The sequence below is a fragment of the Halalkaliarchaeum desulfuricum genome (assembly GCF_002952775.1).
In the GTDB taxonomy this organism is placed as follows: domain Archaea; phylum Halobacteriota; class Halobacteria; order Halobacteriales; family Haloferacaceae; genus Halalkaliarchaeum; species Halalkaliarchaeum desulfuricum.
In genome coordinates, this window is sequence record NZ_CP025066.1 from 752,739 (window position 1) to 767,413 (window position 14,675).

Sequence of the window (14,675 nt, forward strand, 5' to 3'; positions counted from 1 at the left end):
CACGTGTTTCGAATGCGGTCCGGGCGTCCGCAAACGTTCGGTTTACGGTGATCGATGGCGAACTCCGGGACAGTGAAGCGACATACCTTCGGCGTTCTGCTGATAATCGTTGCCTCTGCGGGGTTCGGTACGCTCGCCATCTTCGGCAAGTTCGCGGAAGCGGCGGGACTCAACACGACGACGCTTCTGGCCTTTCGGTTCACGATCGCTGCAGGCCTGCTGTGGATCGGCCTGGCAGTTCTCGGTCGAGCGCGTCGGCTCCCTCCAGGTCAGTTGAAGGTCGCGTTCGCGCTGGGAGTGCTGTACGCCTCCTTTTCGGCGCTGTTCTTCTGGGCTCTCCTGTACATCCCGGCCGGCGTCGCGGCGATCGCCTTCTACACGTATCCGGCGTACGTGTACGCCATCTCGGTGAGCTTTTTGAACGAACAGCTCACCCGGCTGAAACTGATCGCGCTCGTCGTTGCAGTGGTCGGGGTCGCGCTGATCGTCGGCGGCGACACCGTCTCTATCGACCCGTTCGGGATCTCGCTGATACTGCTCGCCGCGCTGGGATACGCCCTCTACATCGCGGGAAGCCGCGCGGCGCTCGGGTCGATCGCCCCGGACCTCCTCGCGGGGGTCGTGCTGATCGCCACGTCGATCTCGTTTGCAGGGTTCGGGCTCGTTTCGGGTCGACTGTTCGTCCCCGTGGGCGGCCAGCAGTGGGGAATCATCCTCGGGATCGCGGTGGTCGGCACTGCCCTCCCGATCTTCCTGTACGTGACCGGTCTCGAACACATCGAGGCCAGCCAGGCGAGCATCCTCGGCACCGCAGAACCGCTCGTGACTGTGATTCTCGGTGTAGCACTACTAGACGAAGTGGTCACGCCAGCAGTCGCCGTGGGCGGGGCACTGGTGCTGCTCGGGGTCGCGTTGATCCAGACGGACGCAGCAGGCGAGGTTCGCACCCCTCAATGACAGAGCGGCGCGAGTCCATCACGAAAGACCACCAATAATTCACTCGTTTTCGGCGTTTTGAAGGGCTCACGCCCCCGTTTTCTTTCCTGGAAGCTTGGAACCGACCGACCGGTTGAAGGGCTTCCTCCCCCATACGCCTGTGAGGGCTATTACCATGGCAGGCAAGCCGACGGAATCCCCGACGATGGATCGCGGGGCGGATCCAGCCGAGGAGCGTCGCGCGAACTACGATTACCGCGGGGGTTCGATACACCGGCCGGACCTCGTCGAGGACCTTCGACCGCAGGTCGACGGCGATGTCCGCTTCGACGAGTTCACCCGGGAGATGTTCGCGACCGACGCGAGCATGTACGAGGCGATGCCGATCGGCGTCGTGTTCCCGAAACACACCGACGACGTAAGCGCCGTCGTCGAGTACTGCGCGAAACGGGAGATCCCAGTACTCCCCCGTGGTGGCGGAACGAGTCTCGCCGGACAGACGGTGAACGAGGCCGTCGTACTGGACTTTTCCCGGTACATGAACGACGTGCTGTCGGTCGATCCCGACGAGCGTCTCGCGACTGCGGAGCCGGGAATCACGCTCGCACAGTTGAACGATCCCCTCGAGGCGCACGGGTTGAAGTACGCGCCCGACCCCGCCTGGGGCGACAAGAGCGTTCTCGGCGGCGCGATCGGCAACAACACCACGGGCGCACACTCCCTGAAGTACGGGAAAGCCGACTACTACCTCGAGGAGGCGGAAGTCGTCCTCGCGGACGGGACGGTCGCGACACTGGGCGAGGTACCCGTCGACGAGTTGGCAGAACAGGGCGATCCGGACGGGAACCTCGAAGAACGACTCTACGCGGCGGCCAACTGGATCCTCGAGGAACACGCCGAGGAAGTGAAAGATCGGTATCCGACGCTGAAGCGCAACGTCTCCGGATACAACTTCGACATGCTGGTCGACGAGGCCGAAGGGAAACGCCGCCTCCCGGACAACTCGGGGCTCGATCCCGACAGCGAACCCGGGACGGTGAACCTCGCCCGCCTGCTGGCCGGCAGCGAGGGAACCCTCGCAGTGGTCACGGAGGCGACGGTCTCGCTCGAGCCGATTCCCGAGACGAAGTCGGTCGTCATGCTGACGTACGACGACGTGATGGACGCGATGAACGACGTCGCACCGATCCTCGAGCACGACCCCGCCGCAGTCGAGGTGATGGACGACGTCCTCCTGGATCTGGCGCGGGAAACTCCGGAGTTCGCCGACGTCGTCGACATCCTCCCCGAGGGGACGGATTCGACGCTGCTGGTGGAGTTTTACGCCGACAGCGACGCAGACGGGAAACGAAAGGTCGCAAACCTGCTCGCGGATCGACTGCCGGATGCGACGCCGACAGTCGATCCCGACGCCGACGCCGGTAACGTCATGGACGACCCGGTGTACGCGAAGCAGGCGCTGGAAGCCCACGACGCAAAGACGCAAAAGGACTTCTGGACGATGCGGAAGGCCGGCCTGCCGATCCTGCTTTCACGAACAGGCGATGAGAAACACATCGCGTTCAACGAAGACACCGGGGTCCCGCCCGAGAACCTCCCGGAGTACGTCGCCGACGTCCGGGAGATCATGGAGGAACACGACACCTTTGCCTCTTACTACGCCCACGCCGGCCCCGGCGTGCTCCACATCCGACCGCTCATCAACACGAAAACCGTCGAGGGGGTCGAGGACATCGAATCGATCGCCGAGGGGATCACCGACCTGGTCGTGGAGTACAACGGTTCGATCTCCGGAGAGCACGGCGACGGCCGCGCCAGAACCCAGTGGAACCGGAAGCTGTATGGCGAACAGCTCTGGGAGGCGATGCGGGAACTGAAGACGGCCGTCGATCCCGACTGGATCCTGAATCCGGGAATGGTGTGTGGGGACGTCAAACTCACCGAGAACCTCCGGTTCGGCCCGGAGTACGAGTTCGACTTCCCGTTCGAACCGACGCTGAACTGGGAGAACGACAACGGCTTCCAGGGGATGGTGGAGCTGTGTCACGGCTGTGCCGGCTGCCGTGGCGACCAGGAGCACACCGGCGGGATGATGTGTCCCACGTTCCGCGCCGCAGAAGAGGAGGTTCTCTCGACCCGGGGACGGGCGAACATGCTCCGGAACGCGATGAACGGCAACCTCGACGACGACGTGCTGTTCAGCGACGAGTTCGTCCACGAGGTGCTCGACCTCTGTGTGAGCTGCAAGGGCTGTATGAACGACTGCCCGAGCGGCGTCGACATGGCGAAGCTGAAGGCCGAAGTCGAGTACCACTACAAGCGAAAACACGGCGGCGCGAGTTTCCGTGACAAACTGTTCGGCAACGCCGAAACGATGCTGAAGGTCGGCAGCGCCTTCGCTCCCCTGTCGAACGTCGCGATGCGGCTGCCCGGCGTCGGGGCCGTGATGGAGAAGACGGTTGGCATCGCCAGGGAACGGGCGTTACCTGAATTCAAACGTAACACCTTCACCGACTGGTTCGAGGGACGCGGCGGCCCAGCGGTGCCGGAGGCCGACGCCGACCGTCGGGTGCTGTTCGTTCCGGATCCGTACACGAACTACATGTACGTCGAACGGGGCAAGGCGGCGGTCCGCGTGCTCGAGGCGGCAGGCTGTCACGTCCAGTTGCCGGCGGGAGTGACGGACACCGGTCGGCCGGCCTACTCGAAGGCGCTCGTGGACGTCGCCCGCGAGACGGCCCGCGAGAACGTCACGCGGCTCGCCCCGAAAATCAGCGAGGGGTGGGACGTCGTGACCGTCGAGCCATCGGCATCGGTGATGTTCCAGTCCGACTATCCGGACCTGCTGTCGGGCGAAGGCGTCGACGCAGTCGCACAGAACAGTTACTCGACCCTCGAATATCTCGACGCGTTCGGGCTCAGCGAGAACATGTCCTTCGGCGACGTCGACGAGTCGATCACGTATCACGGAAACTGCCTCCACAAAGCGACCAAGAAGGGCCATCACGCCGCGACTGTAATGGCCACGGCCGGCTATGACGTCGAGTACCTCGACAGCACCTGCTGTGGAATGGCCGGGTCGTTCGGGTACGAGGCGGAACACTACTCGCTGAGCCAGTCGGTGTTCGCGATCCTGCGCAAACAGATCGACGACAGCGACGGCGACACCGTGGTCACCACCGGGGCGTCCTGTACGAAGCAAATCGGCGACGGACTCGGCGAGAAGCCATCCCATCCCGTTCAGAAGGTCGCAGACGCACTGGAGTAAGGAGAAACACGGTAGCGTGTCCCGTGTTCTGTTGGATCGTTTTTAAAAAATTAAATCCGGCCGGAGCCGGACGGGTTGACGACGAGCCGCGACCGCAAACCGGAGATCCTGTTGCGGCCTCAGAACAGGCCGGGGAACAGGATGTAGCTGAACAGCATCGTCAGGATACCCACCATCAGCGCGTAGTAGAACAGCGGGATCAGATTGAGCCGCATCACGCGACCCTCCTGCCCGACGAGGCCGACCGTCGCCAGCGCGGCGACCACGTTGTGGATCGCCACGAGGTTACCGATCGCACCTCCGACTGCCTGCGCGCCGACGATGATCTGCGTCGAGATACCCAGTTCCTGTGCGGCGGTGAACTGGAAGCCGCCGAACGTGATGTTGGAGACGGTGTTCGAGCCGGCCATGGCCGCCCCGAGCGCGCCGATGAGCGATGCGATGAACGGATACGCGCTACCGAGCGCGCCGGCAGTCGCGACCGCGAGCACCTCGATCATGCTCTGTTCGAACGCGGCGGTTCCGGCGAACGTTTCCGGATCGACTGCCGGCAGCCCCGAAGAGAGCATGACCTCCACCATCGCGATGACGAACACCAGCGCGATGAACGGCGAGACGATCTTTTCGGCCGCCTCGCCCCAGGCGTCTTTGACCTGCTGTCCACTCATGCCGAACAGCGGGATCGCAATGATCGCCGACAGGAGCAGCCAGAAGCCGGGGACGTTGACCCAGTCGATACTGTCAGTAAGCCCCGTACCCAAGATGTCTTCCCACACGAGAACCATTCCGATCGTCACGTCACCGATCGTGACGCCCAGATCCGCGTCGGTGATGAAGCCGCTGATCTGATCAGAAACACGGGTGACCACGAGGAGCAGCACGAGGATGATGTACGGGGACCACGCCTTGAGCAGCCCCATGTCCTCGGTCTCCACGTTCGCCTGGACGCCCTCCGCACCGGGTTCGATCGTCCCAACCCAGTGGCTCGGCCACTCTTCTCTCGGCGGGAAGTCCCATTCATCGTCTGGAAGCAGGTATCCTCTCCGCAAGAGTGCCACCGTGATACCCCCACCGACCATCGATCCGATGAGCGCGGGGAACTCTGCTGTGATGAACCACGCCGAGGCCCAGTACGGAATCGAGAAGGCGATCCCGGCGAACAGGGCCAGCGGGATGATCTCCTTTACCGGTTCCAGCGACCGGTCGTCCGGATCGCCGAAGAAGTACACCACCATCCCGACGGCGAACAGCGGCATCACGAACCCGACCAGCGCGTGGTAGGTCGCTGCCCACGCGGCAACGTCGTTCGAGAACTGTGTGACCGCCGCCGCCTCGTCGAGCCCCGCATACGGGGCCCCTTCCATGATGCGATCGATGTACGGGGGTCCGTCGAGCGGGTCCCGGATACCGATGACGATCGGCGTCCCAACCGCGCCATAGGTGACAGCGATGATGTGGCCGATCAGCGCAGCGACCACTGCAGCCAACGCCGGGAAGCCCAGCGCGAGCAACAGCGGTGCCACGACGGCTGCGGGCGTCCCGAAGCCTGCTGCGCCCTCAATGAACGTCGCGAGGAAGAACGCCAGCAGGATGATCTGGACGCGTCTGTCGTCGGATATTGCGGCGAATCCCTGGTTGATGACGTCGATGGCGCCCGCCTGCATCAGCGTATACAGCAACACCAGGGCGCCGAAGACGATCCAGAGGATCGTCAACGCCGTTATAACCCCGGTTATCGAGGCCCCCGTGAGCCATAATGCGGAGTTTTCCCACACGAAGTAGCCGACCAACAGTGCCGCGATCCACGCGAGCGGCATCGCGCGGGTCGCCGGCCACAGGAACCCGACGAGCAGGATCCCGGCGATCAGCAACGGCGACGCCGCGAGGAATAGTTCGACTGCGCTAACCATGGTTCTCCTCCTTCGATAGGCCGATCAGTACAACCCCGTTACGTGTGTGTGCCTGCCACATACCTCATCAAATCTGACAAAACCTCGTGACATAAAGACTTCCCTAATTGTCACCGTATAATTAGATATTCGGCGTCAAACTACACGAATAATGGTTATAATAACGTGTCGGCGTCAATATAATTGTCTCGCGCCAGTCGAAAGAGGAATCCAGCCGCGCATTTATTGCGAACTCGATCGAACGTGACGGCATGGTAACGAGCGTTGTCGGGACCTTCACGTCGAAGCTCGACGAGATCGACGTGGCCGTCTCGCAGATCGAACGGGGAGAGCTCGCGGAAACGATCGACCGGGTGGTTCGAACGCCGGCGGTGGGCGTTCCGGTCGATGTCGACGGTGGATCGCTCCCCGACGTCGTAGAGGTCGAGCCGACCGTCGACGACGTCCGGGCCGCTCGCACCGGCGTAACGCCGGCGACGCTCGGGATCGCCGAGTACGGGAGCGTCGTCCTCGAGGCGGATCCGTTCGGAAGCGAGGTGGCGAGCCTGTTTCCAGAGCTTCACGTCGCCGTCCTGCGGGAGTCGGACGTTGTCGGAGAGATGCGCGAGGCGTTCGAGTGGCTCGGGCCCAGACTCAGGGAGGATCGGTCCTCGGAAATCATCGCAACCGGACCGAGCGCGACCGCCGACATGGGTGGACTCGTACGCGGGGCACACGGTCCCGAGGCGGTGCACGTGATACTCCTTGCCGACCGAGTGGAGGAAACCGTCGAACGAGGATCGGAAACGGAGGTCGCCGATGAGTAGCGACGTTCATTCCGGGGACGGGAAGGCGAACCGTGGATCCAAACGGGCAAAGAAGGCCGCCCGGATCCGCGAGATCATGGAATCGGAGGGCGACGCAGTCGGTGAGAACACCCGCGGATTCAACCAGGGGCGGTACGACTCGGTCGCGAAGCTGGAGGCCTACGAGGAGCTCAAATCGGAGGCCCGCGCGATCAAGGAGGACGCGATCGAACGGCTGCCGGAACTGCTCGATGAACTCGAGGAGACCGTCGAGGAGAACGGTGGGACGGTGTACTTCGCCGACGACGCCGAGGACGCGAACCGCTACATTCGGGAGGTCGTCGCCGGGAAGGACGCCGAGCGGCTGGTGAAGTCGAAGTCGATGACCTCAGAGGAGATCGAGGTCAACGAGGCGCTCGAGGCCGACGGCGTCGAAGTCGTCGAAACCGACCTCGGGGAGTGGGTGCTGCAGGTTGCCGACGAGGCGCCCTCCCACATCGTCGCGCCCGCGATCCACAAATCCAGAGCGGAGATCGCGGCCCTGTTCAACGAGGTGTTCGACCCCGAGGATGAGCTGGAGACGGCCGAGGAACTCACGAAGTTCGCCCGCGACCGTCTGGGCGAGTTGATCGAGGGGGCCGACGTCGGGATGACGGGCGCGAACTTCATCACCGCCGACTCGGGAACGATCGCGCTGGTGACAAGCGAGGGCAACGCCCGGAAATCGGCGGTCGTCCCCGACACCCACATCGCGGTCTCGGGGGTCGAAAAGGTGATCCCGCGTGTCGAGGACCTCTCGCCGTTCGTCGAACTCATCGGCCGGTCGGGCACCGGACAGGACATCACCTCCTACATCTCGCTTTTGACGCCGCCGGGCGCCTCGCCGGTTCCAAACTTCGAGGACGGCGATTCCGCACTCGCGGGCGATCACGAGGGGATCGGCGCCGGCGCCAACCCCGATCGGGAGTTTCACCTGGTGTTGATCGACAACGGTCGGCTCGCGATGCGCCAGGACGCGGAGCTGAAGGAGACGCTGTACTGCATCCGATGTTCGGCGTGTTCGAACTCCTGTGCGAACTTTCAGAGCGTCGGCGGGCACGTCTTCGGGGGAGAAACCTACTCCGGCGGCATCGCAACCGGCTGGGAGGCCGGGATCGAGGGACTCGACGTTGCCGGCGGGTTCAACGACCTCTGTACCAGCTGCAGCCGGTGTGTAAACGCCTGCCCGGTCAAGATCGACATCCCGTGGATCAACACCGTCGTCCGCGACCGGATCAACCGCCAGGCCGACGGGAACGCCGACTGGCTCGTCGAGGGACTGGTCCCCGACGAGGAGCCGGGCGGAATGGACGTCCAAAAGCGGCTTTTCGGAAACTTCGAGACGTTCGCTGGTCTCGGATGTGCGCTGGCTCCCGTCTCGAACTGGATGGCCGACCTCTCAGTCAGTCGCCGGCTCATGGAACGCGTCTTCGGCGTCGACCGGCGGCGGGAGTTGCCCTCCTTCCAGCGAACGACCCTCAAGAAATGGTACGACGAGCGGGGGCCGAAGGTGTCGGCGCCGAGACGGCAGGTCGTGCTGTATCCGGACCTGTACACGAACACGATGCAGGTCGATCGGGGGAAAGCCGCGGTACGGGCGCTGGAAGCGATGGGTATCCAGGTCGTGATCCCCGACGTCCGGTCGACGGGGCGGGCACCGCTCTCGCAGGGAATGATCGCGACCGCCCGCGAGCACGCGGAGGACGTCTACTCCGGGCTCGCGCTGCACCTGGACTCCGACCGCGACGTCGTGGTGATCGAGCCGAGCGATCTGGCGATGTTCAAAAGCGAGTACGAGAAGCTGCTTCCGGAGCGGTCGTTCCGGCGGCTCGCCGAGCACAGCTACGACGTGATGGAGTACCTCCTCGAACTGGCCGAGGAAGACGGTGGGCCAGGCTTCGAGGCGCTCTGTTCGCCCGATGACGGCCGGTCCGGGGAGGTCGCGTACCACCCGAACTGTCAGCAGAAAACGATCCGGAAAGCGGAGTTCACGGTGGCGCTGCTCGAGGAACTCGGCTACGACGTCGTCACGTCGGACGTCGAGTGCTGCGGGATGGCCGGCTCGTTCGGCTACAAGACCGAATACTACGAACTGAGCATGGACGTCGGCGAGAGCTTGAAGGGCCAGTTCACGGCGCCCGAAACACGGGAACGGACAGTCGTCGACAGCGGAACCTCCTGTCACAAGCAACTCGAGTCGCTGCTACCGCGGGAGAGTCGCCACGCCGTCGAGTTGGTGGCCCCGGAATCACGGTAGGCTACCCGGGCTACCCAGGCGTCGGACGGACGTCTGCCGACAACGAACGCTTATTAGCCGGGCACACTACGTTCGGAGCATGAACGGGGATCCACAGGAGATCACCACGCTCGTGGGTCGTGAGGTGTACTCGAACAACGGCGTATTCGTCGGCGAAATCGAGGACGTCAGACTCAATCTCGACCAGGAGGTCGTGACCGGCCTCGCGGTGGGGGAAATAAACAGGGAACTGTTCTCGACGCAGGTCGAACCCGGAAAGGGCGTCCTGGTCCCGTACCGTTGGGTTCGGTCGGTCGGGGACGTCGTGCTCGTAAACGATGTCGTCGAGCGGATGAAAACCGGCGACGAGAACTCAGAGGACGAAGAAGCAGTCGTTTAGCGGTCGTCTAGCGGTCGTCTAGCGGTCGTCTAGTGGTCTTTCACCGGTCGTTTGAACTGACTCGCCCCCAGGTCAGGAACCGTTCCCGCTTTCGCCCGTTCCCTCCACGCCCATCGCGTCGAACAGCCCCCGCCGAACCGCCTCTTCGGTGAGTTGCAGCAAGGTATCCCGGTTCTCCCCGCTGGATTCGATCCCCTGGAAGATGCCCAGCGGGATCTCCACGTTGCCCTGGGTGGAGTGGCCTGCGGCCTCGCCCATCTCCGTGAACGCGTCCTCGAGGACGCGGCCGATGTTGATCCGGATGTCCTTCGATCGGGCCGCGAGGTAGATCCGCTCGTCGGCGATTCCGAGCACGGCGGTCGTGGTGATCCCCTCCAGGTTCAGGAGGTGCTGTGCCGCCTGGCTGAGCGCCTCCCGATCCCGGATGAAGCCCGCCGAGGAGAACAGGTGTGATCCCTGTACCTGGCGGTTCTGGATCGCCTCCGCGAGCACGTCCAGCGTCTCGGGGCTCATCGACGGCGACTCCACCTGTTCGAGGGTGTCGTGGTTGGCAAAGGGATGGAGATACGCCGCGGCAGTGAGGTCCGCCGGGGTGGTGTCGCGCTTGAAGTCGAGCGTCTCCGCGCGGATGCCGTACAAAAGCGCGGTCGCGACCGTCTCGGAAGGGGAGAGGTTGAACTCCTGGAGATACTTCGTCAGCACCGTCGACGTCGAGGAGACGTTCGTCCGGACGTCCGCAAACCGGGCCTCGAGTTCCTCTTCCGGCTCCACGTGATCGAGATAGACGTCGATGTCCGGCGGTTTTGGGGCGTCGCCGTCGGTGTCGCGTTCGGCGCTCGCGTAATCGACCAGAGCAATAGTGTCGTACTCCTCGATCGGGCCGGTTTCTTCGCGAGAGAGCAGTTCGATCCCGAGCAGGTTGACGAACGCCCGATTCTCCTGGTGGCCGATCTCGCCGTCGTAGACGATGTCGGCCTCGACGTCGTACGCCTCGGCGATCGACCGCAGCGCCGTCGCGGAGGCGATGGCATCCGGATCGGGCGCGTCCTGGATGAGGATCGCCATCCGGCCGGTCGACTCGGTGAAGATCTCCGCGAGCTGGCGGGCCTTGTACTCGAGTTCGCCGGTTTCGAGGCTCCGGAGCGCGGAGTCGGCGATCACCGTCGAGGGGTTGATGACAACGTCGGCACCGAGCTCGTGGAGTTCGTCCTCGCTGATCGGATCGGAGGCCCGCGCGACGACGTACTGGTCGCCACCCCGGTCGCGGATCGCGGAGACGGCCGCCTTGTTGGCTTCGACGTCCGAGGCGAGCACGAGGATGATATCCCGATCCGAGACGACGTCCGCGACTTCGGGGTCGCTGATGTCTTGGACCTGGGCGTTGAGATCCTGATCGCGAAGCGCCTCGACACGGGGTTCGTCGTAGTCGAGCAGGAGGACGTTCTCACCGTCTTCCACGAGTGATTCGGCGACTGCGTGACCGACGCTCCCGCAGCCCAAAATAGCGTACGTCGACCGCGAGGAGCCGATGCCGACAGCGCTCATTACGCTCGTCTTTCTCCGGCACGACACTTAACGCCACTCGTTTGCGGCCGGTCAGGAATGGAAATCCCTTTACCGCCCCCTGTGTTATCCGGATTCGAGGGCCGGTAGCTCAGTTAGGGAGAGCGACGGACTCTTAATCCGTCGGTCGGGGGTTCAAATCCCTCCCGGCCCGTGCAACGAACCGCCGAGTGACAACGAGGCGGTGAGTGAACCGGCCGGGAGGGATTTGAACCAGACAGCGAGGAGTCCCGAGCGAAGCGAGGGAAGCTCGCTGGCGAGGTTCAAATCCCGGTCGACGTACTCCCAATAGACGTGCGCCGACCGACTTCCTGCTCGATTGAATCGCGGGAATCCCTCCCGGCCCGCGTTTATAACGACGGACGCCGACGACACCGTTTTCTTTCACACTCCCGTCAAGCAAGCCATGCTGGAGTGGCTCCGATCGGACGCAGGCGTGTACACCCTTTCGGGGCTGTTCTCGGTGCTGGTGTTCGTCGGCGCCGTGGCGCTGGTGATCGGCACCGGGACCGCCAGTCCGGGAGATCCGGCGTTTTCGGGGTTCCTGGTCGGGTTCGGAGCGTTCGTGGCGGTGTATTTCATCTCGCTGGGGATCTGGCACGCAGTGTCGGAGTGAGGAATCGACGAGATCTCGTTGCCGGCTTTCGAAATCCTTTTGTCCCGAATCGGCCTTGAGTAGGATGCACGCCGCCTTAGCTCAGACTGGGAGAGCACTCGACTGAAGATCGAGCTGTCCCCGGTTCAAATCCGGGAGGCGGCATTTTCCTGCGAACAAGGTGAGGGAGCGAAGCGACCGAACCGTAAGCAGTGAAAATGTCGCTTCCCGAGCGGATTTGAACCCTGGAAGTCACAGCCCGGGAGCGCAGTGAAGCGAGCACCCCGGACTGTCTTCCCCCGGTTCACAATCCGGGAGGCGACATTATACCCACAGTTCAACTGCCTGCGAGCGTCGCGTCTACGGAGCAGGTGTCAGTCGGCCTCCCTTCGACGTGACAAGGGGTCGACTCGAATATGTACTGTTTCCGCAGCCTGCTCTTTGCTTGTTCACTTGGAGTCGTCGATCTGATCATCGAGCGCGTCCATCATCTCCCACAGGAGCCCAACAACCGAGCGTGCGTCAAGCGAGACGGGTTCGTACGTGTACGTGTCGTTCTCGTGTCCCCGCTCCTGGTAGTGGAGCAAGCCATCCACGTGCGGGTTCGGTTCGCAGTGGAACCCACAGTCTAACCCGCCGGATTCGCTGTAATGGAGGGTGTAGTATGCCCGGATCGGCGTCCGCATCCACGTGTCGTTTGCACGGTCGGACGCCTCGGGACCAGGTGAAGGGTCCGGGATCCACGTTACCCGGAGTGACGCCGTCCCTGCTTCGCGACCGAACCAGGATGGATCGAGCGTCGCCTGTAATTCCCGGCTCTCCTCGGGCGGCTTACCTTCAACAGAGCGAACGGCAGGATGTCTCGTCAGCTCGCCGCGTAACTCGCGCAGTATTCGGTGTCGATCCGAACCAGAATTAGTCCCTCCATCGGGCCGGTTCCGCCGCGAATCTCGGCCACCGGTCATACTGTAACCGACGACGAATCCGACATCCAAGTATCGTAGTTCTCGATCGCGTCCTGCACGAGCGAGAGCCGATACCGCGCGAGTTCCCAGTCGCTCGCGGCCTGAACAAGTTCGTACGCCTGATCGGCAGTGGTGTCGTCCGCGGCTGCTCGTTCACGCAATATATCTGGGGAGTCAGCGTCGTACTCTGCCTCCCAGACTGCAATATCGTTTTTTAATTGGGCGGCCTGCTCCGAGAGTTCCCGTTTGGTCCTCTCCCGAAGTAATTCCCGAACATCACGAAGTCGTGTGTATAGTGGATCCGGATAGTAGTGACGGGTTCCGTCTTTCTCGATTGGAGTCACTACACCGAGATCAATGAGTCGGTCGAGGTGATCCCGCGCCGTGTTCGGCGAGACAACAGCCTCCTCTGCGATCCATGGAGCAGGCCGGGGGTCCGTGAGCGTCATTGTGACCGATTTTACGCGGTCGAATGCTGATGCGTGCTCCTTCCAGGTCCGTTCCCAACTGGCTTCTCCATCGGCTTCATCCTCGGACATCGTAGTCGAATATACCACCCCTAACGTAATAATTTCATTCCTACGCAAATTATTTCGTTTTGAAGCCGAGAACCCGGGCAATAGAGTTTTGCGTGACATCGGAGCCTGAACTGGTTTGCAGCCGTCGGACCAGACTATGTCGAACGGAGAAGAGGAACCCACAGCGTGTGAAGTCAGCTATCCCGAAATGCGCACGAGAGAGATTCCAGTAACAGACCGCCGAATGTGAGTCCGAAAACTGAAATCGACCAGGTTCCTTCCCAAACCCGAGACAATCCCGAGACAAAGCAATTTAACTCGGGTGAATCCCATCCGACGGTCTCTCTTCTTTATCCCGCTACACCCGCTGCTATTGAACACAATGGCACAACCAGAAACCGCGACCGAAACAGCACAGAACGGAGCAAACGACGCAGCGAGTCAGGGACCGCCTGCCGGCCTCCCGGAAGGGGTTCCTGATTTCGTCAGTGATGTACTTGGTGAAATCAGTGCAGGCGCGACGGGCCTGGGAGAAGCAATCAGCGAAATCGCATCGAGCGCCAACTCCGCCGAGGTCGCCGCCGTCGCCGCTGATGTCGCCGCGGCCATCCCGCTGTAATACGGTGAATAACTGACACCCACAATGTGCCCTGCTACCGACAGCACTCACGGTGGGTGACTGTTGTAAACCATGGTGTATACTGCAACGAACTAACCCGAATTCAAAACATAATCAATAACGCAAATCATGACGAAAAACAACATCTCAACCGAAAGACGAACGTATCTGATCGCGGCCGGTGCCGTCACCGCCGGAATGGTCCCACTGTCGGGCTGTCTCGGCGATGACCCCACCGGGACGCTCGCAACACAGGTCACCGACCAGCCTGGCGACATCGCCGACTTCGAGTCGTGTATCGTCACGATCGTCGGCATGTGGCTCGGCCCGGAGGACGCCGAAGCCGGCGACGACGAGGACGCCGAACCGGCGGGGCGAGAGTACCACGAATACGACGAACCACAAGAAGCCGATCTCGTCGAACTGCAAGACGATGCCACGCAACTTATCGATGAGCGCGAACTCGGGGTGGCCGAGTACGAATTCCTCCAGCTGGAGATCGACGAAATCGACGCCACGCTCACCGATGGTGAATCCGCTGTCGTCGAGGTGCCGGGCGAGGCCCCGCTGACCTTCAACGAGCCCTTCGAAGTCCGGGAAGATACCCGAACCACCTTCGTCGCTGACTTCACCCCCGTCCGTCGCGGCGAAACTGACGAGTATCTACTCCAGCCCGTCGCCGAGGGGATCACCGTAAGCTACGAAGACGAATAACACAGGTCTGTGAATCGCACGTATCTTATCGGCGGCGCCCTCGTCGTCCTCGTTGTCGCTGTAGCGATTGGTGCAGCTCTCTACACCGGTGTGGGCCCGGCTCCGGGAGGGAATTCGGGGGACGAGA

The 14,675-nt window shown here is 62.7% G+C and carries 12 protein-coding genes and 2 tRNA genes; 10 read left to right on the plus strand and 4 right to left on the minus strand.

From position 1 onward, the window contains the following. Nucleotides 1-72: 72 nt before the first annotated feature. Entirely contained in the window at nucleotides 73-957 is an 885-nt protein-coding gene (locus AArcSl_RS03630) for a DMT family transporter (protein ID WP_161945907.1), read from the plus strand. Nucleotides 958-1,111: 154 nt separating this feature from the next. Further along, a complete protein-coding gene (locus tag AArcSl_RS03635) occupies nucleotides 1,112-4,204 on the plus strand; it encodes an FAD-binding and (Fe-S)-binding domain-containing protein (RefSeq protein ID WP_394337313.1) in 3,093 nt (1,030 codons plus the stop codon). Nucleotides 4,205-4,323: 119 nt separating this feature from the next. Here AArcSl_RS03635 and AArcSl_RS03640 read toward each other — a convergent pair whose 3' ends face one another. Beyond that, nucleotides 4,324-6,114: an L-lactate permease gene (locus AArcSl_RS03640; protein WP_119815181.1), complete on the minus strand. Its 1,791-nt coding sequence runs from the start codon at nucleotides 6,112-6,114 to the stop codon at nucleotides 4,324-4,326. A 182-nt stretch (nucleotides 6,115-6,296) separates the two neighbouring features. Between AArcSl_RS03640 and AArcSl_RS03645 the strand changes: the two genes are divergently transcribed. The 3 genes from AArcSl_RS03645 (at nucleotide 6,297) to AArcSl_RS03655 (ending at nucleotide 9,574) form a co-directional block, all read left to right on the plus strand. After that, entirely contained in the window at nucleotides 6,297-6,920 is a 624-nt protein-coding gene (locus AArcSl_RS03645; protein ID WP_281259901.1) for an LUD domain-containing protein, read from the plus strand. Between the two features lie 76 nt (nucleotides 6,921-6,996). Continuing rightward, nucleotides 6,997-9,195: an LUD domain-containing protein gene (locus AArcSl_RS03650; protein ID WP_119821702.1), complete on the plus strand. Its 2,199-nt coding sequence runs from the start codon at nucleotides 6,997-6,999 to the stop codon at nucleotides 9,193-9,195. 79 nt (nucleotides 9,196-9,274) lie between these two features. Further along, nucleotides 9,275-9,574 (plus strand): PRC-barrel domain-containing protein, encoded by a 300-nt coding sequence (locus AArcSl_RS03655; protein WP_119815187.1) that lies wholly within the window; start codon nucleotides 9,275-9,277, stop codon nucleotides 9,572-9,574. 72 nt (nucleotides 9,575-9,646) lie between these two features. Here the strand turns inward: AArcSl_RS03655 and AArcSl_RS03660 are convergent, their stop codons facing one another. Further along, a complete protein-coding gene (locus tag AArcSl_RS03660) occupies nucleotides 9,647-11,119 on the minus strand; it encodes a DHH family phosphoesterase (protein WP_119815190.1) in 1,473 nt (490 codons plus the stop codon). 98 nt (nucleotides 11,120-11,217) lie between these two features. Here AArcSl_RS03660 and AArcSl_RS03665 point away from each other — a divergent pair. The 3 genes from AArcSl_RS03665 to AArcSl_RS03675 all read left to right on the plus strand — a co-directional run bounded on the left by AArcSl_RS03665 (nucleotide 11,218) and on the right by AArcSl_RS03675 (nucleotide 11,897). Then, nucleotides 11,218-11,291: transfer RNA gene (locus AArcSl_RS03665), tRNA-Lys, on the plus strand. 252 nt (nucleotides 11,292-11,543) lie between these two features. Next, nucleotides 11,544-11,753 (plus strand): hypothetical protein, encoded by a 210-nt coding sequence (locus AArcSl_RS03670; RefSeq protein ID WP_119815193.1) that lies wholly within the window; start codon nucleotides 11,544-11,546, stop codon nucleotides 11,751-11,753. Between the two features lie 70 nt (nucleotides 11,754-11,823). Next, nucleotides 11,824-11,897 (plus strand) — tRNA-Phe (locus AArcSl_RS03675). Nucleotides 11,898-12,181: 284 nt separating this feature from the next. On the opposite strand, the gene AArcSl_RS03680 is transcribed toward AArcSl_RS03675, so the two are convergent. After that, nucleotides 12,182-12,697 carry a hypothetical protein gene (locus tag AArcSl_RS03680; RefSeq protein WP_245883350.1) on the minus strand — a complete coding sequence of 172 codons (516 nt, stop codon included), beginning with the start codon at nucleotides 12,695-12,697 and terminating at the stop codon, nucleotides 12,182-12,184. Further along, a complete protein-coding gene (locus AArcSl_RS16995) occupies nucleotides 12,694-13,236 on the minus strand; it encodes a DUF7342 family protein (protein ID WP_193588499.1) in 543 nt (180 codons plus the stop codon). The genes AArcSl_RS03680 and AArcSl_RS16995 overlap by 4 nt, the downstream gene beginning before the upstream one ends. A gap of 361 nt (nucleotides 13,237-13,597) precedes the next feature. Here AArcSl_RS16995 and AArcSl_RS03690 point away from each other — a divergent pair, with 361 nt between their 5' ends. Together AArcSl_RS03690 and AArcSl_RS03695 are read left to right on the plus strand one after the other, a co-directional pair. Further along, nucleotides 13,598-13,834 carry a hypothetical protein gene (locus tag AArcSl_RS03690; RefSeq protein ID WP_119815196.1) on the plus strand — a complete coding sequence of 79 codons (237 nt, stop codon included), beginning with the start codon at nucleotides 13,598-13,600 and terminating at the stop codon, nucleotides 13,832-13,834. Between the two features lie 129 nt (nucleotides 13,835-13,963). Beyond that, entirely contained in the window at nucleotides 13,964-14,548 is a 585-nt protein-coding gene (locus AArcSl_RS03695; protein WP_119815198.1) for a DUF4382 domain-containing protein, read from the plus strand. Nucleotides 14,549-14,675 lie beyond the last annotated feature (127 nt).